Source organism: Devosia sp. 67-54 (assembly GCF_001899075.1).
In the GTDB taxonomy this organism is placed as follows: Bacteria; Pseudomonadota; Alphaproteobacteria; order Rhizobiales; family Devosiaceae; genus Devosia_A.
In genome coordinates this window covers 294,387-313,758 of the sequence record NZ_MKVA01000006.1, presented here as the reverse complement: position 1 = coordinate 313,758, position 19,372 = coordinate 294,387, and the positions used below count along the sequence as shown (strand labels likewise).

The window sequence follows — 19,372 nt, the reverse complement described above, 5'->3', positions numbered from 1 at the left end:
CTGCCGGATTTGCATCCCTGCCCGGCCATGCCTATATTCAGCCTGCCGGCAACGGCTATGGCGATAAATTGCCATCGTAATAAACCCATTGGACCCGGGGGCAGTACCCGGCGCCTCCACCATCTCCTCCCCGCCGCGAGGGGAGCCAGTGGGGGCGAAACAGGATCGACAAGGGCGTAAAGGGTGTGTTTTCGCTCGGCATGGTTCCGCCGTCATCGGGCCATCTCAATAGTTGCCAACGACAACTATGCTAAGGTTGCTCTCGCCGCGTAATGCGGTGCTAGCACCTGAATCAAAGCCCTCCAGGCTTTAGCGGTTTGGAGGCGGGGTTCGCAGGCACCTGGCAACAGAAGCCTGCACTTCACCGCAAAAACCTCCCGTTTGTCCTTGATATTCACCCCCTTGGCGGCTGATATGGCGCCGAGCGCGGGAATCCCAAGGCGACATGGCTCAAGACCACATCCGATACGACATCCTCACCCAGGAGGCGCTGCGCGGCGTGATCCGCAAGGTGCTGGCCGAAGTGGCCAAGACCGGGCTGCCCGGCGAGCATCATTTCTTCATCTCGTTCCTGACCAAAGCGCCGGGGGTGCGTCTCAGCCAGCGGCTGCTCGAGCAGTACCCCAACGACATGACCATCGTGCTGCAGAATCAGTTTTGGGATCTCAAGGTCGGCGAAACCGGCTTCGAGGTCGGTCTCAGCTTCGACGACAAGCCGGAAACGCTGGTCATCCCGTTCTCCGCCATCAAGGGCTTCTTCGATCCGTCGGTGCAGTTCGGGCTCGAGCTCAAGAACACCGGCCCGCTCCCCGGCGAGGAGTTGCCGGCAGAGGAGCATGAGGCGGCAAGGCCTGAAATGTCGCATGGGGCGGCGCCCGCTCCCGTCGCGGCCGAATCCGCAGGCGAAAAAGTCGTCAGCCTCGACGCCTTCCGCAAGAAGTAGCGCCCATGCGCAAGCGGTCGCTGACGATCGCCGGCCACCACACCAGCATCGCGCTCGAACCCGAATTCTGGGACGGGCTCGAGGCCATGGCGGCGCGCCGCGGCCTGCGGCTTGTGCATCTGATCGAAGAGATCGACCGCACCCGCGATGGCCCCAATTTGTCGTCGGCGCTGCGCGTGGCCGTGCTGCGCGACGCGCAGGGGTCAGAGCCCCAGATCTAGCGGCTCCGCCGACGACGCGGCGGCGCGCTTTGCCGCCTCCGCTGCCTTGCGCGCCGCTTCGATGGCGGCGGCTTCCTCGGCCAGCTTCATCGCTTCCCCGCCGCCGGCGACGCTCACACCCGGACGCAGCGCGTCGAGGCGAGCCCGCAGTTCGGCCGCCGCCTTCGCCCGCGCATCGGCCTCGGCCTTGAGCTGCTCGAGCCGGGCCAGTTCGATCTCGTTCGCCTTGATCTTCATGCCGTCGACCAGCGCCGCCACGTCGTAGTTCGTGGCGGGCGCCCATAGCGGCCCCTTCAGCACCGCATCGACCTCGGCCGTCGTCGGATCGATGGCGCTGGTGGCGTCGGTCTTGCCGGTCGGCGACATGGTGTAGTGGGCATCGAGTACGAGGTCCTTGAGCGACATCGTGGCACTGCCGAAGATGCGGGCGCCGTCGCCGGCGATGGCAAGGTTGGGACTGCGCAGCGTGCCGTTGGCGATGGTGAAACTGCCGGTGAGGGTTGGCGCCGAGAACGGCCCGGCCTCGAGCTTTTCGGTCACGGTCCTGCTCAGCGCCTCGGGGGCGAGATCGACGACGCCGGTGAGCGCGCCGGCAGCCCGGAACACGCCCGGATCGAAATGCGCCACCGAAAAGCCGCTGACGGTATAGCTGCCGGTGCCGGTCATCGCCGCGATCGCCTGGTCCAGCGTTGCGCCGCTGCCGTCGAACTGCGCGCTCGCCTCCAGCGTGCCGTCGAGACCGCCGGCCACCGCCGCAGGCGCCACGGTGTCGATGCCGACGCCGGCGAGGCTCAGCCGCCCGCTCACCTGCTTGTCGGGCAGCGCGGCATTGGAACAGCATACGGTGATGTCGGCGCCCAGCGTGCCGCCGCCGAGGTCGCCCGACAGATTGCGCAGATGCACGCTCTGCGCGTCCCAGTCATAGCCGAATTTCACATCGCTTAGGAGCGGCGAGACGCCATTGTCGAGCGCCGCTACCGTTACCTCGATGCGCCCCGTCGTGGTGCGCGGCGCGGCGCCAATGTCGATCGGTCCGCCGGGCCACAGACTGCCGGCGACCGGCACGGTGCTGGCGGCTCCGGCGAGGGCAGGCAGCAGCGCGTGGACGTCGAATGCATCGAGCGCCAGCGAGCCGGTGATCGCGGTCTGCGCGCCGTTGCGCGCCAGCGCCAGATTGCCGCTCACGCCGGACGCCGCAATGCGCGACAGGCTCGCCCGCTCGGTCCCCGAAAAATCGAGGTCGGCGGTACCGGCGAGCGGGGGCAGGTACACCCCGCCGGCGCCCAGCAGCTCCGCCACCAGCTGCGGATCGCCGAGCTTGACGTCGAGCCCGCCGGTGCCGCTAATCCTGGTGAAGTCGCCGGGAATGACGTTGCCGTCAAAGCTTATATGGTCGTCGCCGCCCGCCAGACGCACATGCGTCTCATAGCTGTTGGCCGGCACGCCCTCGATCGATGCATCGAGCTGGAGCGGCGTTCCATCTCCGAAGATCGAGCGGGCGCCGAGTCCGAGCTGGCGCGTCATCAGCAGCGAGCTTTGCGAGCTCATCGTCAGCCTGGCCGCGATGGGCGCGACCAGCGCGTTGGCGATGCCCGCCCCGAGCTTGGCCTCGAGCCGCGTGTCGGAGGCCGACAGCCGGCCGGAGACATTGAGCACCTGGCCGCCATCGCCGGCGGGCGCGTCGAGCTGCACGTTGAGGTCGGCCGGCAGCGAATTGTGCAGGAAATCGGCGATCGCCGGCGGCGTATGGATGGCGCCGAGCAGGGTATCGAGCAGCGGTGCGTCGGCTTCGAGCTTGATCATGCCGGTGCCGGAGAGCTCGGGGGCCGCAAGCGTGCCGAAGGCGGTGAGCCGGGCGTCGAACTGCGCGCCGCCGAAATCCTCGGCGCTCAGCTTCTGGAACTCAAGCACCCCGCCCTCCCAGGTGGCGTGGGCGTCGAGATTGGTGCCGTCGAGTCCGAACAGCGCCGCCTTGCCGGCGCTGAGGTCGATTTCGCCCTTGGGAAAAGTGGCGCCGAAGCTGCCGCTGCCAGTCAAATCCGGCAGCAGCGCCGCCAGCGTCGCGCCTTCCTCCGGCCCGAGCGTGGTGAAATGCGCGTCGAGCTTCAGCCGCCGCGGCTGGCCGAAACCGATCTGGGCATCGAAGCCCTGGTTGATACCACCGACGACCAGCGTGCCGGCGCCCAGCGTCAGCGTATCGCCCGACAGGGCGACGTCGGCCTTGAGCGATCCGGCCTGGCCGAGCAGCGGATCGCCGGCGGCCGGCCTCCGCCACAGCGCCGCCAGCCGGTCGAGCTGCGTGCTGTCGAGCGTCACGCCGCCGGTGAAGACCGGCTTGCCGCCGGCAAGGCCGAGGGTGCCGGTCAGCCCCAGCCTCGTGGCGCCCGGCAAGGCCGCCGCGAAATCGGTGATGGTCCAGCCCTTGGTGTCGGTCGAGGCCTCGAGCCGCACGTCACGCAGCGACACCGCGCGCAGATTGAGCTCGGCGATGTCGAGCCCGACCGTGCCCATGACCGGCGGGATCGGCGGCAGCGGTAATTCGCCCAGCAGCCGCACCAGCTCATAGGGCGGATCGGTCAGTTCCTTGGTGGCGTCGCGCGGCGGCAGCGCCACCACGCCGCCCGAAACGATGGCGTTGAACGACACCGCCTTGCCGAGCTTGAGCTCGCCCGCGCCGGTGAGGCGCGTCGCTGCGCGGTTCTCGTCGGGCAGCGCCACGTAGTCCGACAGCAGCACGCGGTCGGGGCCGGCGTCGACCTTGCCGGTCAGCACGAAATCGCCGCGCCCGGCGTCCACCGCGTCGCCCTCCTTGACCCGCGGCGGTGGCGCCCGGTAGGTCAGATCGCCGGCGTATTTGGGAACCGCGCCGAGGGTGAGCGTGCCGCTGCTGTCGAGCGTGAAGCTCTGGTTGTCGGCCTTGATGAACAGCGCCAGCGTGGTGCTGCCCTTGTCGTCGAAGCGGGTGGTACTCACCCGCACGGCATAGGCGGCGTGATCGACGCTGACATTGCCCTGGAAGCTGAACGGGCCCTTGAGGGCGTCGAGCTTGAGCTGCCCGTTTATGCCGTCGGCGGCATAGATGGCGCCGGAGCGCATGTCAGTCAGGTGCACCGACCCGGATTCCACATTGGCGTTGGCGATCGACACGTTCGACTGCCCCTGCCCGGCAATGGCAATGCCCGAGCTGATGCTGCCATCCGCCGCGACGGCCAGATTGACCGTCGGATGGTTGAGCGTCAGGCTCGTCACCTTGTACTGGTCGCGCAGGAAATCGAGCAGCGAGAACTCGGCGTCCACCTGCCCCACCTGCAGCACCGGGGCCGAGGCGGGGCCGACCCGCACCCTGGTGAATTCGAGCTTGGGCGCCGGCAGCAGCGTCAGATGGATGTCGCCTTCGATCGCCACCTCGGTGCCGAAGGCCTCGGCGGCCATGGTCTGCAGCCGGTCGCGATAGTCGCCCCATTGGATGAAGCGCGGCACGACGAAGGCCGCGCCGATGGCGAGGATGACCAGCACCCCGATGGCGATGAACAGGCGATTGAGCACGTGCCCGGCGAACCCCCAAGACAGGCGCCAAGTGTAGGCAAGCCAGTTCGGCGCGTCACCCGTGCAATGGCTTGCCTCCACGGCAGAATTTGGGCCCTCGCCCGGCCTTTTGCGGGCCCCTCGCATGGTGTTTCGGCCATCCAGCGCCTATATAGGCACGACCAGAACAAAAAGAGATTCGTCAAGCCGCATGGCTGTTCCGAAACCCGTTTCCGGCGCGATCACCAGCCAGTTCGGCCGGCGCGACGCCGGCTACCTCCAGGGCCTCAACGAAGAGCAGCGCGAGGCGGTGCTGAGCACCGAGGGACCGTTGCTGGTCCTTGCCGGGGCAGGCACGGGAAAGACGCGCGTCCTCACCACTCGGATCGCGCACATTCTCAACACTGGCAAGGCCGCTGGTAAGGAAATCCTCGCTGTCACCTTCACGAACAAGGCGGCCCGAGAGATGAGAGACCGGGTTGAAGGGTTCGTGCCAAGACTCGCTGGTCTCCCGTGGATGGGCACCTTCCACTCGATTGGTGCTCGCATACTTCGGCAGCACGCAAAGCTGGTCGATCTCGACCCCAAATTCACCATCCTCGATGTGGACGATCAGGTGCGGCTGATCAAACAGCTGCTGGAAGCCGAGAATATCGACGAGAAACGCTGGCCGGCGCGGGCATTCGCGGGGATGCTCGACAATTGGAAGAACCGTGGACTTCTGTCAGGTGATCTCACGCAAGCGGACGCCAGCGGCTTCGCCAATGGCAGGGGGCAGAAACTCTATGCCGACTACCAGGCGCGGCTGAAGATTCTGAACGCGGTGGATTTCGGCGACCTGCTGCTCGAAAACATCCGGCTGTTCCGCGAGCACCCGGACGTGCTCGGCGAGTACCACAAGCGCTTTCGCTACATCCTCGTCGACGAGTACCAGGACAGCAATGTCGCGCAATATCTGTGGCTCAGGCTCCTGGCGCAGGGACGGCCCGCATCGGAGGCCAATGTCTGCGTCGTGGGCGACGACGACCAGTCGATCTATGGCTGGCGCGGGGCGGAGGTCGACAACATCCTGCGCTTCGAGAAGGATTTCCCCGGCGCCAAGGTGATCCGGCTCGAGCGCAATTACCGCTCGACCAGCAATATCCTGAGCGCCGCGAGCCACCTCATCGCGCACAACGAATCCCGGCTCGGCAAGACGCTGCAGACCGACGTGGGCGAGCGCGGCGACCCGGTGGGCGTCACCTCGGTGTGGGACAGCGAAGAGGAAGCCCGCCAGATCGGCGAGGAAATCGAGCAGCTGCAGCACCACGGCGAGAAGCTCAACGACATCGCCATCCTGGTGCGCGCCTCGTACCAGATGCGCGAGTTCGAAGAGCGCTTCATCACGCTGGGGCTCAACTACCGCGTCATCGGCGGCCCGCGCTTTTACGAGCGCAAGGAAATCCGCGACGCGCTGGCCTATCTGCGCCTCGTCGCCAACCCGACGGACGACCTTGCCTTCGAGCGCATCATCAACACCCCGAAGCGCGGCATCGGCGAGAGCACGATCAAGCTGCTGTTCGACACGGCGCGCGCCACCCGCCAGCCGCTGTTCAACGCCACGCGCACGCTGCTCGAAACCGAGGAGCTGAAGCCCAAGCAGCGCACGACGCTGCGCGATCTCGTCGCGCAGTTCGACGACTGGTCGGAGCGGGCGCGCAGCATTCCGCACGCCGAGCTGGCGCAGCAGATCCTCGACGAAAGCGGCTACACCGCGATGTGGCAGGCCGACAAGGCGCCCGACAGCCCCGGCCGGCTCGAAAACCTCAAGGAGCTGGTCAACTCCATGGAGGAGTTCGAAACGCTGGGCGGCTTTCTCGAACATATCAGCCTGGTCATGGATCGCGATTCCGCCGAATCCGACGACGCCGTGTCGATCATGACGCTGCACTCGGCCAAGGGGCTGGAGTTCGAGACGGTGTTCCTGCCCGGCTGGGAGGAAGGGCTGTTTCCATCGCAGCGCACCATGGACGAGCTCGGCCGCGCCGGCCTCGAGGAGGAACGCCGCCTCGCCTATGTCGGCATTACCCGCGCACGCAAGCGGGCGCGCATCTCGGTGGCGCAGAACCGGCGCATCCACGGGCTCTGGCAGTCGGCCATCCCGTCGCGCTTCCTCGACGAGCTGCCGGCCGAGGCCGTCGAGGTCAAGGATACCGGCTCGGGCTATGGCGGCTACACCTATGGCGGCCGCTCGAGCTCACGCTTTTCGATGGCCGACCCGTTCGACAGCGTGTACGAAACGCCGGGCTGGCAGCGCGCCCGGGCGCAGGCGAAGGACCGCCGCGGCGGCGGCCCGCTGACCATCGACGGCGACCTCGTGGCGCGCTCGACCGACGACGGACGCGGCTCGAAATACAGCGTGGGTGAAAGGGTGTTCCACCTGAAATTCGGTTACGGCCGCATCGACAGCATCGAGGGCAACAAGCTGTCGATCGAGTTCGAGAAGGCGGGCAGGAAGAAGGTGCTCGACAGCTTCGTAAACAGGGGGTGACGGGGCATGAAAGCCTGGATGGTGATCCTGGGTCTGCTGGCGATCCTGGCCGTGGTGGTGGTCTGGTTCGCGGGCAACGCGTTTTCCTCGCTCAAGGGCGAGAGCGATCGGGTGGTCGCGGCGGCCGATACGTTTTCGCGCGGCCTGGTGACGTCGGGCTGGACGATCGATGCCTTCTCGGGGCTGGCCACCAAGGACTATCTCGAGACGATCAGCAAGGACGGCGATGCGGCCTTCGCCAAATACGCCACGCTGGGCAAGCCGCAGGCGAGCGAACCCTGCACGCTGTTCAAGCTCAACATTGTCAACGGCGTGGGAACGGCCAACGCCCATTGCCCGATGACCTTCGCCAACGGCAAGGCGACGCTGCTGGTCGACCTGTTCGGCGCCAATGGCGGCACCTGGCAGGTCAACGGGCTCGCCATCCAGCTCTGACAACCGCGGCGGCGGTCAGCCCTGCGGGGTGACCACTTCCTTTTCGGGGCGGAGGCGGCCGAGCTGCTGTTCGCGATAGATGATGAACAGTCCCGAGCCGACCACGATGACGGCGCCCACCAGCATGAAGACGGTCGGCACGTCGCCGAAAAAGAAGAAGCCGATGACGATCGAAAAGACCAGCGAGGAATATTCGAACGGCGCCACCACGCTCATGTCGGCGTGGCGGTAGCTCTCGGTCAGCATGATCTGGGCGATGCCGCCGGCGATTCCGGCGCCGACGAGGTAGAGCGCCACCAGCGGGCTCGGCATCACCCAGCCGAAGGGCACCGTCACCAGCGAGATCACCGCCGACGACAGCAGGAAATAGAGCACGATGGTCGCCGAACGCTCGGTCTGGATCAGCGTGCGGACGAGAAGCTGCGCGACGGCGCCCAGGCAGCAGGCGGCGAGCGCGGCGCCGACGCCGATGGCCGCGTCGGTGTGGACGCCGGACGAGAACAGCGTCAGTTGCGGCCAGGCGATCACCACCACGCCGCACAATCCCACCACCACCGCGCTCCAGCGGTAGAGCCGCACCGTCTCGTGCAGCACCAGCGCCGAGAGGATGACGATGACCAGGGGCGTCGCGTAGTTGATGGTGACGGCTTCGGGCAGCGGCAGCTTGGTGAGCGCCAGGAAGCCGAAGCCCATCGAGACGGTGCCGACGAGGCCGCGCCAGATCTGGCTCGCGACGTTGTTGCTTTTCAGCCCGGCGCGCAGCTCGCCGCGCCAGGCGAGGAACGCCACCACCGGAAAGACGCCGAAAAAGGACCGGAAGAACACCAGCTCGCCGGCCGGCACGCCCTGGCTCGCCTTGAGCAGGCTCGACATCACCAGGAATATGAGGACCGAGCCCACCTTGAAGGCAATGCCGACGAGCGGCGCATTGCGATGGGCCGCAAACGACTGGACCATGCCCTGCGATATGACATGCAGATGCCGCCGGCTCAACCGGCAAAGGCGCGGGATACGCCAGGCCAGTCGCTAGCCGGCCGTCGAGGGGCCCGGGACGGCCGCTTCGGGGTGGGTCAGCACCACGTCGCGGCTGTTGCGCGTGAAATAGACGAAGGACGCGAGCATGCCGGCGAGCAGGATGGCCTCGACGCCCAGGACGACGATGGTGCGGAGCCGGCGCGTCATGTGACGAAAATCGATCCGATGGCCCACAGCACCATCAGGAGCGTGCCGCACAGGCCGAAAACGGCCAGCACCAGCCGGCGGACGATCACGTGCGGGGCGAGCACCAGCGCCAGGCCGTAGAAAATGGGGAACAGCACGAGCGAATAGCGCAGCAGCGAATTGGCGAGATTGCCGGTCCAGAACAGGATGAAGCAGGCGAGGCAATAGCCGAAGAGCGGCCAGCTCCGCCGGCGCAACAGGGTAAGCGAGGCCGCGAACATCATGAGGCTCAGCGTCATGAAGTACTTGAAGCGGAAATCGGTGCCCCGATACTGGTTGACGATATTGTTCCACGGCCAGTCGAATGCCCATTGCCAGCCATGGACCATGGTGGATTTCTGCGCGAAGGCATCGCCGGTGGTGAGCATGCAGAACCACCAGAAGGCGAACAGGCCGAGCGGGGCGAGGACGATGGGCATATAGGCCTCCGGCTCGCGCCAGAAGCGCAAGGCGCCGAGCAGCCCGCGGTCGCGCAGGATGGCAAGGCCGAAATAGACGACGATGAAGATGCCGTTGGAGCGCGAGGCGCTGCCGAGCGCTGCGGCGACACCGGCGAGCGCGTAGCGGCGGCGTTCGAACAGCAGCACCGACAGCGCGGTGAGCAGCACGAACAGCGATTCGGTATAGACGGCCGAAAACACGAAGCTCTGCGGCACGACGCAGAGCAGCGCCACGGCGAGGCCGGCAACCGCCCTGCTGCCCGACCAATGTTCGGCGAGAACGTAGATCACCGCCAGCGCGCCCAGGAAGCTGGCGTTGGAGATGACGAGACCGGCGGCCGCGGCGGACAGGCCGGTGACGCTGCCGAGCGCCCACATGGCGAGGGGGTAGAGCGGATAAAAGGCGTAGCTGATGGTGCCGGCGCCCTGGAACGGCGGCACGATGGTGCTGTAGCCGTGCTCGGCGATGCTCACATACCAGAGCGCGTCCCAGCGGACATAGAGATCGGTGAGGGTCGCGGCGTAGCTGGCGACGCCCAGATTTGGGGCGGGCTGCGGCGGCATGACCATGAGGGTCACGAGCCCGACGAGGGTGAGCCACAGGCGCGAGCCGATGAAGCAGCCGAGGATCAGCCGCCAGTCGGGCGTGGCAAGCCTGGGCAGCACCGACGCAGGCGGCGGCGCCACCGCCAGCCCGGCGCCGTCACTCACGCGGACCGGTCCTCGCGCACCACCTCTTCGATGATGAAGAGCGGCCGCTGCTTGCTGTCGATGTAGAGGCGGCCGACATATTCGCCGATCACCGCCAGGGTGAAGAGCTGCACCGCCGAGGTGGTGAGGATGATGAGGGCCGTGCTGGTCCAGCCGGGAGCGGGGTGGAAGAAGAAGGAAATCCCGACATAGAGCAGCAGGACAAGGACGGCGACGAACATCAGCGCGCTCAGGAGCCCGGCGAGGCGCAGCGGCACCAGCGAGAAGCTCAGCAGCGCGTCGCTGGCGAAACGCAGCATGCGGCGCAGCGAGAATTTGGTTTCGCCGCTGTGCCGGGCGTCGCGGTCGTACTCGAACGGCAACTGCTTGAAGCCGGCCCAGGAGACCATGCCGCGGATGAAGCGGTCGCGCTCGGGCATCGAGGTCAGGATCTGCGCCATGCGATGCGTCATCAGGCGGAAATCGCCGGTGTCGAGCGGAATGCGGGTCTCGGTCATGGCGTCGAGGAGGCGATAGAAGCCGGCCGCCGTCAAGCGCTTGAACGCGGTCTCGCCCTTGCGCGAGCGGCGGCGGCCGTAGACGACTTCGGCCTTTTCGGCGACGAGCAGGTCGCGCATCGGGCCCAGCAGCTCCGGCGGGTCCTGCAGGTCGGAATCGAGCACGAAGACCAGCGCGCCGGTGGCGGCGGCGAGGCCGGCGGTGAGCGCCGCCTGGTGCCCGTAATTGCGCGAGAGCTTGATGGCGACGATGTGCGGGTCGGCGGCGGCAAGGGCGCGGATGCGGTCCCAGGTGGCGTCGGTCGAGCCGTCGTCGACGAGGACGATTTCGTGATCGGCGAAACCGGCGTCGCGGACGGCCGCCGAGACGCGGCTGCAGAATTCGGCGACGCCTGCCTCTTCGTTGAAGCAGGGAGACACGACCGACAGCGCCAAGGCCGGCGGGGCCGCCGCCCCTCCTGCAGTTGCAACCGCCCTCTCCGCCTGCATTCGAGCCCCCGCCCCAGCGAGCCTGCGCGCGCCTTGCGACGCGCGGGCACACCGGCGAAGCTGACCGACAGGTGTTAAGGATTGGTTCGGGCCGCCGGCGGCTCGCGCCGCCAGCCGCCGATCACATAACCCGAACGTGATGCGATGTTTTGCCGGCGTTAACGCTGTCAGGGTTAGGGAACCCATAAGCCCATCGGCGAGTTTCCGCGTCGGGCAATCCAGTATCGACAGAGTTCACTCTATGACAGCAGCCGTCCTCGCTCCTTCCCGCCGCAGCTTTCTCGCCGGCGGCGCAAGCCTTGCCGCCCTGGCGCTGGCGGGCTGCGCCACGCAGCGGATGAAGTCGGTGGAGACGCCGCAATTCTCGCAATATTACCTCAGCATGTACGGGCCGCTGCCGAACGAGAAGTTCCCGGTGCCGGCGATCGATCTGACCAAGCTCGACCCCAACATGTTCCGCACCGAAGTGCCGGACCCGACCGGCGAGCGGCCGGGCACCATCGTGGTCAACACCTCGGAGCGGCATCTCTATCTGGTGCAGGAAGGCGGCCAGGCGATTCGCTATGGCGTCGGCATCGGGCGCGAGGGCTTCGCCTGGCAAGGCAAGGCCAAGGTGGGACGCAAGGCGGAATGGCCGGTGTGGACGCCGCCCAAGGAGATGCAGGTCCGGCAGCCGGAAACGGCGCAATACGCCAACGGCATGCCGCCGGGCCTCACCAATCCGCTGGGGGCGCGGGCCATGTACATCTACCAGGACGGGCGCGACACGCTGTACCGCCTGCACGGCACGCTGGAGGTGTGGAGCATCGGCCAGGCGGTGTCGTCGGGCTGCGTGCGCCTGCTGTTCCACGACATCATCGACCTCTACGGCCGCTGCCCGGTGGGCACGCCGATCGTGGTCAACAGCTAGCTCAATCCATGATCGAAGCGTCGTGCAGGGTGACGACGAGGTAGTCGCTCGTCTCGTGCTTGCCCTTGCCGCCGGACTTGCCCTTGCCGCCAGACTTGGCCTTGCCGTCGGCGGCGTGCGCGCGGGTGGGCGTGACGGTGGTCGGGCAGGTCCGGTTGCCGTTCCTGTCGGTGGTGCAGCGGTCGAAATCGATGCAGCGCATGGTGTGGTTGAACGGATCGAGCGTGCAGCCGCGGCCGATGCCGCCGGCGCCGCCCTTGCTGTCGGCGAGCGCGGGCGTGGCGGCGGCGAGGCCGGCGACGAGGACGAGGCTGAGGGAAAGCTTGAGCATCTGCGGTCTCCGTGTGGGGATGGATAGAGGGGAGCCTCGCTCCGGCCGGCTGAACGGCGGCTGACGCGGGCTGTCAGGGAACCTCCGCCTGCCGCTGGCCGTTTCGGTTCGACCACGCTTCCGGAGGTGCATATGGCTCTCGATCATGCCGAACGCGACGCGGCGAAGACCTCGCCGATGCAGATCGCGCACAACCCGCTGTTGACGGCGCGGGAAAAGATCGAAATGCTCAACGAACTCAAGGCGGAAGTGACCGGCCGCGAGGCCAATCCCGACCACCTCGGCTACAGCCCGGACGAGATCGACGCAGCGATCGCCGAGATCCGCCAGGAGGTGCAGGACGGCACCCGCCCCGCAACCTCGATCGCGGGAGATGTTTATGGCGACGACAGGTAAACCGCATCCCGTCGCCGACGAGGAACTGAAGCTCGAGACCGAAGCGGCGCAGAGCACCGGCCTCGTGACGCCCACGAGCTGGTGGCGGGTCGGGCTGATCGCGCTGCTGATCGTGGTGGCGCTGCTGCTGGTGGGACAGTGGCTCGGCGGCAACCGGCAGACCGAGGTGATCCCCGGAACACCGATCACGGCGCCGCAGAACAATGTGCCGGTGCCGGCTTCCTAGAACGATATTGCAGAAACACAAAGGCCCGGCAGTGACGCCGGGCCTTTTGCGCGAGCCGGAACGATCAGCCCTGGGTGAGGGGCGAAATCTGGATCTCGACGCGGCGGTTCTGGGCACGGCCGCTTTCGGTGGCGTTGGAGGCGATGGGATCGCTCTCGCCCTTGCCCTCGATGTAGAAGCGGCGCTGGTCGACGCCCTGATTGGCGAGGATGGTGGCGACCGCCACGGCGCGGCGCTGCGACAGATCCTGATTGTGCGCGTCCGAGCCGGTGTTGTCGGTGTGGCCGGTGACGTCGACGACGGTCTTGTTGAACTTCTTGAGCACCAGACCGACCGAGACCAGCGTGCTGTTGAAGGCCGTGTTGACCGTCGCCGAATCGGTCTGGAAGGTGATGTTGGACGGCATGTTGAGGATGATCTGGTTGCCGACGCGGGTGACCGAAACGCCGGTCGACTGCAATTGCGCGCGCAGCTCGGCCTCCTGCTGGTCCATGTAGTGGCCGACGGCGGCGCCGGTGAGGCCGCCCAGGCCGGCGCCGATCAGCGCAGCGATGCGCGGGTCATTGCCGGTGGCAGCGCCGGCGAAGGCCCCCACCACCGCGCCGGTGCCGGCGCCGATCATGGCGCCGCCCGCGGTCTTCGACAGCTGGGTGTCGCCCGTATAGGCGTTCATGGTGGTACAGGCGCTGAGCGACAGTGCCGCGAGCCCCGCAACAACGATCGAAGATTTCATCGATGTTCCCTCGGAAAAAGTCCGCTTCTCCTGCCCAGAGAATGCGGCAGCATGGTGATTGGAACAAGGGTCCGCGCCGCGATTTCCGTCAATGCGCCCAGCCGCCATCGACGATGAAATCCTGTGCAGAAATCATCTGGCTGTCGTCCGCAGCGAGAAACAGGGCCATGCGCGCGACGTCGGCCGGATAGACGCGGCCCCTGAGCGCCTGGCCGGCGTCGATCATCGTGTTTTCGGCATCGCCGACGATGGTGGTGAGCTGCTTTTCGGTCATGATCCAGCCCGGAACCAGGGTGTTGACGCGGATGCCGTGCTGACCCCAGTCGCGCGCCAGCGAGCGCGACATGCCGTGCATGGCGGCCTTGGCGGCGGTATAGGCCGGCAAATTGCCGAGCATGATCATCCAGCTCAGCGAGCCGAAATTGATGATCGAGCCCTTGCCGGCCCTGATCATGCCCGGCACCACGGCCTGCGCCGCAAAGAACGAATGCTTGAGGTTGACGCCGATCGACCAGTCCCACTGCTCCGGGGTGACGCTCTGCCACTCCATGCGGCGGTCGTTGGCGGCGTTGTTGACCAGCGCCAGCGCCGGGCCGTGAGCGGCCTCGAAATCGCGGATCGCCGCCTGGTAGGCGTCGGTGTCGGTGATATCGGTCGCGGCGAATTTCACCGTGCGGCCGGCGGCGCCGAGCTCGGCGGCAAGCGCGGCGCCGCGCTCGGCCATGAGGTCGACGAAGCCGACCTTGCTGCCCTGCGCGGCGAACTCGCGGACGATGGCCTCGCCGATGCCGGAGGCCCCGCCGGAGACGACGACGGGCATGCCTGCAAGGCTCGGGTAGGTGGCAAAGCTGGACGGCATGTGATCCTCCGGTTGGCTGCAGTCGGGCCTTTCCCCGCGCGCGGGGAAGGAGGCGGCGAAGCCGACGGAAGGGGGCGGCCCCACCCGCGGTGTTTGTGGCCGCCCCCTCCACCATGCTTCGCATGGTCCCCCTCCCCCGTAAACGGGAGAGGTTCGCCGACTGTGCGCTTTATGCTGTCAGGCCTCGTCGGCCTCGATGACCTTGCGGCTCGAGGGCGCGACCTGCATGGCCTCGACCCTGTCGAGCAGCGAACCGATGCGGTCGACCATCGGGATCAGCCGCTCCTCGATGGCGAAGTTCAGCGTGACGTAGTCGCGGCCGGGGCAGAAGGTGCAGATGTTCATGCTGTTGTGCCAGGCGCCGCAATAGATCGGCTCGACCATGCCATTGGTCATGGGACCGTAGGTGCGGTGCGGCGGCACCAGCGTCAGGGTGATCTTGATGCCGGCCGAGAAGCGCCAGAAGCGGCGGCCCGGCAGCCACGAGGCCAGCCGGTTGAGCGACCGCAGGGTGCGGAACATCGTGTTCATCATCACCTGGAATTTGGTGATGTCCTTCTTTTCGATGTGGCCGATGGTGTCGTCGATGTTGCGCACATACTGGACGAAATCCTCGGACCATTTGAAGCTCGCCTGCAGGGCGCGGACGCGGAAGAAGTCGTCGTCGGCTTCATGCCGGTTGGTGTCGAGCATGGTGTAGGCGGCGCCGATCACCTTGTCGTTCATGTGCTTCTGCTTGCCGTCGCCATTGAGCGCATGGGTGACGAGGGCGAAGTAGAGCGACCGCTGACGGACGCCGAGCTTGTTGGCGACGGCGCGCAGGCGGTGGCGCGAGATGGCGAGGGTCTTGAAGCCGAACGGCTTGTCCTTGGGGGCGAGCAGCAGGCCGAGCACCACATAGGTCAGCGTCATCGACCAGGCGTTCAGCGTGCCCACGATGCGCGCCCACCAGCCGATCTTGTTGCTCTTGTCGGACATGACGCCATGCGCCGCCGATTGCGAGCGGGTGAGCAGCGCCGAGTCCGAGCCTTCGAGCAGCGCATGCGAGGAGCGCACCTGGATGATCGAGGCGCGGCCCTCGGCGTCGGGGCCGCCCTTGCGCACGGCGATCTGAACGCGGAACAGCGGCAGGTCGTCGCGCTCGAAGATGTCGGCCGACTTGCCCAGCCATTTGTCGGGATAGCCCTCGAAGCTGTCGACATAGTCGATCGAGGTGATCGCATCGAGCAATTGCTTGGGGAACGGCTGGCCCGGACGCGCGCCGAAGAAGCCATGCGTCAGCTGCGGCGCCAGCGCCACCATCTCGGCGACGAGGTTGTCGAGCGTGTCCCGATCGAAGGACTGCGTCGAAAAGGCGGTGTAAAAGACAGTATCGCGGCCCTCGTAGAGGAACCACTGGAAGTCAGTGAACAGCGCCTGCGGGTCTTTCTTGACCGCAGCGAGCGCGAGGTCGAGTATCTCGGCCTGATCACTGGCAAAACTCGACGACGAAAAGCTCTTCACGGGGTTCCCCCTTGCCTCGTGCAACCTGGAAGCGGTGTTATTTCGTGCCCGCTGGTTGCGGTCAACGGGGCCGGAACGATGATGTTAACGGCGTGACCGAAACTCATCAGTGATGGCGAGGGGGTTTAGCGGGCCGTTGCTGAACCGAAACTGAGCGCGCGGAGCGGCGCCACCGGCGCGCGGGGCGCTCTTTATATATAGGCCGCAGCGCCGGGAACGGCGGGCAGCGGGCCCTGGACAAGCCGGGCCGGGGGGCTTTGCAGGCAGGCCGCCGATCTTTAGGATCGTTCCAGACTGCATTTGAGGAGCGGTGACGCTTCAAGCACTTAGGACCGCCGGCACGCGGCGAATTGACCAATGTCAAGCGGCGCCCGGGCCCAATAGGGTCCAGTGCGCCGGTCACGGGGCTACGAGCACATCATGGACTATCGCGGGATTTTCGAGGACGCCGTCGACACGCTGCGGCAGGAAAAGCGCTATCGCGTGTTCGCCGACATCGAGCGGGTGGCGGGGCGATTTCCGGCGGCGATCTATCGCGACCAGGCCGACAACGCACGCGAGATCACCATCTGGTGCTCGAACGACTATCTGGGCATGGGCCAGCACCCCAAGGTGATCGCGGCCATGCAGGAGGCGGCCGAAAAGCTCGGCGTCGGCGCCGGCGGAACGCGCAACATCTCGGGCACCAACCGGCCGCTGGTCGAGCTCGAGCGCTCGCTCGCGGATTTGCACCGCAAGGAAGCGGCGCTGGTGTTCACCTCCGGATTCGTCAGCAACGAAGCGGCGATTTCGACCATCGGCCGGCTGATGCCGGACTGCCTGATCCTTTCCGACCAGCTCAACCATGCCTCGATGATCCAGGGCGTGCGCCAGAGCGGCATGGAAAAGAAGATCTTCCGCCACAACGATATCGCGCATCTGCGCGAGCTGCTGGCGGCGGCCGGACGCAGCCGGCCCAAGCTGATCTGCTTCGAGTCGGTGTACTCGATGGATGGCGACGTGGCCGCGATCAAGGAGATCTGCGACCTCGCCGACGAGTTCGGCGCGCTCACCTATATCGACGAGGTGCATGCGGTGGGCATGTACGGCCCGCGCGGCGGCGGCATCGCCGATCGCGAAGGGCTGATGGAACGCATCGACATCATCGAGGGCACACTGGCCAAAGGCTTCGGCACGATGGGCGGCTACATCGCCGCCAACAAGGCGATCGTCGACGCGGTGCGTTCCTATGCGCCGGAGTTCATCTTCACCACCGCTCTGCCCCCGGCGCTGTGCGCGGCGGCCAGAACGTCGATCGAGCATCTCAAGACGAGCGACGCCGAGCGGCGGGCGCAGCAGCGGCAGGCACAGCGCACCAAGGACGTGCTCACCGCCGCCGGCCTGCCGGTGATGCCGACGGCGACGCACATCGTGCCGCTGATCGTGGGCGACGCGCGGCTGTGCAAGGCGGCGAGCGACCTGCTGCTCGACCGGCACAACATCTACATCCAGCCGATCAACTACCCCACCGTGCCCAAGGGCACGGAGCGGCTGCGGATAACGCCGACGCCGCTCCATACCGATGCGATGATCGACGCGCTGGCCAGGGCGCTGGTGAGCGTGTGGGCCGAGCTCGAGCTGCCGCACGAGCAGCCCGAGGAGAAGATCACCGCCGACAAGCTGACCAGCGGCGACCTGACGCTGCCGACGATCGGCGGCTAGGCAGGGACACCTTCGCCGAAGCCGGTGGGGCGGCGTGGATAGTCGGTGCGCTCGGCATCCGGTCCGGCATGTTCGAGGTGGATATCGCGCACGCGCAGAGTGCCCGCTCCAACCAGCAGAACGCCGTAGTGGATGGTCGCGGCCGCACCGGGGACGTCGAGCACGATGCTTCGTGACGTCCAGTCAAAAGTGCCAGTCAGGGGACCGGCGCCGGCACGGTCGATGAGGTTGTCGAAGCGGAGCCACTTGCCCCGCTCTTCCGGGTCGACGCGCATCCAGATCGCCGCTGTATGGCAGGCTTCGCCCTTGAGCTCGGCCGAGAGACGAATTTTGCCGCCCCGATAATCGTCGGCGAGGATCGTTTCGGCGAGCGATCCGAACACCCCGCCGATGCGGTCGGCATCCACCAGCGACTCGATCCTGAGAAGCTTGGGATCGTCCGGATCGCAGCCCATGCGATGCAGGGTGGGATTGGTGCTGCCGGTGCGGTGCCAACCGCGTGGCAAGGGCGGTAGATCCGCCTGTGCCCTTTCAATATGCGCTGCGAGGATGTTCCAGTCGTCGAAGCCGAACTGGCGGGCGACGAGCTCGAGGCTGTCGGAGTGGGTGATGTCGATCTGCCGCTCGGCGAGCGCGGTGCGCAGCGCCTTGGCCATCGTCTTGGAGTCAAGGAAAGTATGCATGGTCTGATCCTCATCCGGGCAAGTGCTCGAGGTCAGTGCTCGCATTGCTGACGGCCTGCCCGATGGGTCAAACCGCGACGAGACGACGTGCATTCACCATCCCCGAAGGGCGCGAGCGGCGGGCTGCACATGGCCGACGCCAAGCACACACCCGGTGCCGGCTGCTGTCAACTCGTCAGCACGATGCGCATGAGGTCGGCGGTGTTGCGGGCGCCGAGCTTTTCCATGACGCGGGCGCGGTGCACCTCGATGGTGCGCGGCGAGATGCCGAGCTCGCGGCCGGCCTCCTTGTTGGACTGGCCGTTGGTGATGAGCTGCAGCACCTCGCGCTCGCGCGGGGTCAGCTGGGCGAAGCCGCGCACTTCGACCAAACGGCCGCCGGCCTGCACGGCTCCGACATGGATGTCGCGGCGCAGCGCCTCGCGCACGATGCGCACCAGGTGCTCGGTGTCGATCGGCCGGGTGACGACGTCGGAGGCGCCGATCTTCATGGCCTGCACCGCGGCGTCCACCATCGGCGCGTTCTCGATCATGAACACGGGCGTACCCATGCGCATGGCCTTCACCCGGCGCAGCAAATCGAGCCCCTGGTCGGCGCCGAGATCGAAATTGGCGATAACGACGTCGGGACGGCGGCGCTCGAGCGCGGCGAGGAAGCCGCCGAGGTTGATCGAGAACATGGTCTGGAAGCCCTCGAGCCGGAACAGCAGGCTGAGCTGTTCGCAGGTCGCCAGGTCGGGGTCGCAGATGTGGACGAGCCGGTCGCGGTTGAGCAGGGAGCGGTAGAAAATCTCGTCGGGCATGAACGTCCTCAAGCAAAGGCGTGGTCTAAACACGACCGGCGCACATTCGGAGAAGACGCCCCGAGACCGACCCCGCGGCAATTGCGGGCGATGCTGCAGGTCCATCCTGTGCCGCCGGCTACGGATGAATCATGCCCGGAGTTTGCGCTAAGCAATCACGCGCGCCGAGCGGATGGCTCCGTAGGACTGAGTACTTATATAGTGGGTATATATTC

19 protein-coding genes and 1 other RNA gene are annotated in these 19,372 nt (G+C 66.7%); 9 read left to right on the top strand and 11 right to left on the bottom strand.

What is annotated here, in order from left to right; all coding sequences use genetic code 11:
* Window positions 1–5 precede the first annotated feature (5 nt).
* The 3 genes from ssrA (at window position 6) to BGO82_RS12780 (ending at window position 1,164) form a co-directional block, all read left to right on the top strand.
* Window positions 6–361, top strand: a transfer-messenger RNA (tmRNA) gene (gene ssrA, locus BGO82_RS12790).
* 84 nt (window positions 362–445) lie between these two features.
* Window positions 446–943 (top strand): SspB family protein, encoded by a 498-nt coding sequence (locus BGO82_RS12785; RefSeq protein WP_291305987.1) that lies wholly within the window; start codon window positions 446–448, stop codon window positions 941–943.
* A gap of 5 nt (window positions 944–948) precedes the next feature.
* Window positions 949–1,164 (top strand): ribbon-helix-helix domain-containing protein, encoded by a 216-nt coding sequence (locus tag BGO82_RS12780; RefSeq protein WP_291305986.1) that lies wholly within the window; start codon window positions 949–951, stop codon window positions 1,162–1,164.
* Here BGO82_RS12780 and BGO82_RS12775 read toward each other — a convergent pair.
* Window positions 1,147–4,710, bottom strand: coding sequence for an AsmA family protein (locus tag BGO82_RS12775; RefSeq protein ID WP_291305985.1), 3,564 nt, complete (start codon window positions 4,708–4,710; stop codon window positions 1,147–1,149). The genes BGO82_RS12780 and BGO82_RS12775 overlap by 18 nt on opposite strands.
* A 190-nt stretch (window positions 4,711–4,900) precedes the next feature.
* Between BGO82_RS12775 and BGO82_RS12770 the strand changes: the two genes are divergently transcribed.
* Window positions 4,901–7,219, top strand: a complete 2,319-nt coding sequence (locus BGO82_RS12770) for a UvrD-helicase domain-containing protein (protein WP_291305984.1) — start codon at window positions 4,901–4,903, stop codon at window positions 7,217–7,219.
* 6 nt (window positions 7,220–7,225) lie between these two features.
* Window positions 7,226–7,654: a hypothetical protein gene (locus BGO82_RS12765; protein ID WP_291305983.1), complete on the top strand. Its 429-nt coding sequence runs from the start codon at window positions 7,226–7,228 to the stop codon at window positions 7,652–7,654.
* Window positions 7,655–7,669: 15 nt separating this feature from the next.
* On the opposite strand, the gene BGO82_RS12760 is transcribed toward BGO82_RS12765, so the two are convergent.
* The 4 genes from BGO82_RS12760 to BGO82_RS12745 form a co-directional block, all read right to left on the bottom strand.
* Window positions 7,670–8,611: a DMT family transporter gene (locus BGO82_RS12760; protein ID WP_291305982.1), complete on the bottom strand. Its 942-nt coding sequence runs from the start codon at window positions 8,609–8,611 to the stop codon at window positions 7,670–7,672.
* 69 nt (window positions 8,612–8,680) lie between these two features.
* Entirely contained in the window at window positions 8,681–8,836 is a 156-nt protein-coding gene (locus BGO82_RS12755) for a hypothetical protein (protein WP_291305981.1), read from the bottom strand.
* The gene (locus BGO82_RS12750; protein ID WP_291305980.1) at window positions 8,833–10,026 is read right to left on the bottom strand and encodes a mannosyltransferase family protein; all 1,194 of its coding nucleotides are present in this window, start codon (window positions 10,024–10,026) and stop codon (window positions 8,833–8,835) included. The genes BGO82_RS12755 and BGO82_RS12750 overlap by 4 nt, the downstream gene beginning before the upstream one ends.
* The gene (locus BGO82_RS12745; RefSeq protein WP_291305979.1) at window positions 10,023–10,958 is read right to left on the bottom strand and encodes a glycosyltransferase family 2 protein; all 936 of its coding nucleotides are present in this window, start codon (window positions 10,956–10,958) and stop codon (window positions 10,023–10,025) included. Before BGO82_RS12745 ends, BGO82_RS12750 begins: the two co-directional genes overlap by 4 nt.
* Window positions 10,959–11,253: 295 nt before the next feature.
* Here BGO82_RS12745 and BGO82_RS12740 point away from each other — a divergent pair, with 295 nt between their 5' ends.
* Window positions 11,254–11,922: a L,D-transpeptidase gene (locus tag BGO82_RS12740; RefSeq protein WP_291305978.1), complete on the top strand. Its 669-nt coding sequence runs from the start codon at window positions 11,254–11,256 to the stop codon at window positions 11,920–11,922.
* Window position 11,923: 1 nt separating this feature from the next.
* On the opposite strand, the gene BGO82_RS12735 is transcribed toward BGO82_RS12740, so the two are convergent.
* Window positions 11,924–12,253 (bottom strand): hypothetical protein, encoded by a 330-nt coding sequence (locus BGO82_RS12735; RefSeq protein WP_291305977.1) that lies wholly within the window; start codon window positions 12,251–12,253, stop codon window positions 11,924–11,926.
* Window positions 12,254–12,385: 132 nt separating this feature from the next.
* Here BGO82_RS12735 and BGO82_RS12730 point away from each other — a divergent pair, with 132 nt between their 5' ends.
* A complete protein-coding gene (locus BGO82_RS12730; RefSeq protein WP_291305976.1) occupies window positions 12,386–12,649 on the top strand; it encodes a hypothetical protein in 264 nt (87 codons plus the stop codon).
* Window positions 12,633–12,875 carry a hypothetical protein gene (locus BGO82_RS12725; protein WP_291305975.1) on the top strand — a complete coding sequence of 81 codons (243 nt, stop codon included), beginning with the start codon at window positions 12,633–12,635 and terminating at the stop codon, window positions 12,873–12,875. The genes BGO82_RS12730 and BGO82_RS12725 overlap by 17 nt, the downstream gene beginning before the upstream one ends.
* A 64-nt stretch (window positions 12,876–12,939) precedes the next feature.
* Here the strand turns inward: BGO82_RS12725 and BGO82_RS12720 are convergent, their stop codons facing one another.
* The 3 genes from BGO82_RS12720 to BGO82_RS12710 form a co-directional block, all read right to left on the bottom strand.
* Complete coding sequence (locus BGO82_RS12720) at window positions 12,940–13,608, bottom strand: OmpA family protein (protein ID WP_291305974.1); 669 nt, start codon at window positions 13,606–13,608, stop codon at window positions 12,940–12,942.
* 88 nt (window positions 13,609–13,696) lie between these two features.
* On the bottom strand, window positions 13,697–14,467 hold the full coding sequence (locus BGO82_RS12715; RefSeq protein ID WP_291305973.1) for an SDR family oxidoreductase: 771 nt from the start codon (window positions 14,465–14,467) through the stop codon (window positions 13,697–13,699).
* Between the two features lie 177 nt (window positions 14,468–14,644).
* Window positions 14,645–15,970 carry a hypothetical protein gene (locus BGO82_RS12710; protein WP_291305972.1) on the bottom strand — a complete coding sequence of 442 codons (1,326 nt, stop codon included), beginning with the start codon at window positions 15,968–15,970 and terminating at the stop codon, window positions 14,645–14,647.
* A 420-nt stretch (window positions 15,971–16,390) separates the two neighbouring features.
* Between BGO82_RS12710 and hemA the strand changes: the two genes are divergently transcribed.
* Window positions 16,391–17,671, top strand: a complete 1,281-nt coding sequence (gene hemA / locus BGO82_RS12705; protein ID WP_291305971.1) for a 5-aminolevulinate synthase — start codon at window positions 16,391–16,393, stop codon at window positions 17,669–17,671.
* Here the strand turns inward: hemA and BGO82_RS12700 are convergent.
* A complete protein-coding gene (locus tag BGO82_RS12700; protein WP_291305970.1) occupies window positions 17,668–18,447 on the bottom strand; it encodes a glyoxalase superfamily protein in 780 nt (259 codons plus the stop codon). The two genes, hemA and BGO82_RS12700, sit on opposite strands and share 4 nt — an antisense overlap.
* 74 nt (window positions 18,448–18,521) lie before the next feature.
* Window positions 18,522–19,157 (bottom strand): LuxR C-terminal-related transcriptional regulator, encoded by a 636-nt coding sequence (locus BGO82_RS12695; RefSeq protein ID WP_291305969.1) that lies wholly within the window; start codon window positions 19,155–19,157, stop codon window positions 18,522–18,524.
* Window positions 19,158–19,372: the final 215 nt, after the last annotated feature.

Bases quoted from the DNA above. Each gene is read 5' to 3' on its own strand.
- BGO82_RS12785 (WP_291305987.1), top strand. From the start codon at position 446: ATGGCTCAAGACCACATCCGATACGACATCCTCACCCAGGAGGCGCTG.
- BGO82_RS12780 (WP_291305986.1), top strand. From the start codon at position 949: ATGCGCAAGCGGTCGCTGACGATCGCCGGCCACCACACCAGCATCGCG.
- BGO82_RS12770 (WP_291305984.1), top strand. From the start codon at position 4,901: ATGGCTGTTCCGAAACCCGTTTCCGGCGCGATCACCAGCCAGTTCGGC.
- BGO82_RS12765 (WP_291305983.1), top strand. From the start codon at position 7,226: ATGAAAGCCTGGATGGTGATCCTGGGTCTGCTGGCGATCCTGGCCGTG.
- BGO82_RS12760 (WP_291305982.1), bottom strand. From the start codon at position 8,611: ATGGTCCAGTCGTTTGCGGCCCATCGCAATGCGCCGCTCGTCGGCATT.
- BGO82_RS12755 (WP_291305981.1), bottom strand. From the start codon at position 8,836: ATGACGCGCCGGCTCCGCACCATCGTCGTCCTGGGCGTCGAGGCCATC.
- BGO82_RS12740 (WP_291305978.1), top strand. From the start codon at position 11,254: ATGACAGCAGCCGTCCTCGCTCCTTCCCGCCGCAGCTTTCTCGCCGGC.
- BGO82_RS12735 (WP_291305977.1), bottom strand. From the start codon at position 12,253: ATGCTCAAGCTTTCCCTCAGCCTCGTCCTCGTCGCCGGCCTCGCCGCC.
- BGO82_RS12730 (WP_291305976.1), top strand. From the start codon at position 12,386: ATGGCTCTCGATCATGCCGAACGCGACGCGGCGAAGACCTCGCCGATG.
- BGO82_RS12725 (WP_291305975.1), top strand. From the start codon at position 12,633: ATGGCGACGACAGGTAAACCGCATCCCGTCGCCGACGAGGAACTGAAG.
- BGO82_RS12720 (WP_291305974.1), bottom strand. From the start codon at position 13,608: ATGAAATCTTCGATCGTTGTTGCGGGGCTCGCGGCACTGTCGCTCAGC.
- BGO82_RS12715 (WP_291305973.1), bottom strand. From the start codon at position 14,467: ATGCCGTCCAGCTTTGCCACCTACCCGAGCCTTGCAGGCATGCCCGTC.
- hemA (WP_291305971.1), top strand. From the start codon at position 16,391: ATGGACTATCGCGGGATTTTCGAGGACGCCGTCGACACGCTGCGGCAG.
- BGO82_RS12700 (WP_291305970.1), bottom strand. From the start codon at position 18,447: ATGCACGTCGTCTCGTCGCGGTTTGACCCATCGGGCAGGCCGTCAGCA.
- BGO82_RS12695 (WP_291305969.1), bottom strand. From the start codon at position 19,157: ATGCCCGACGAGATTTTCTACCGCTCCCTGCTCAACCGCGACCGGCTC.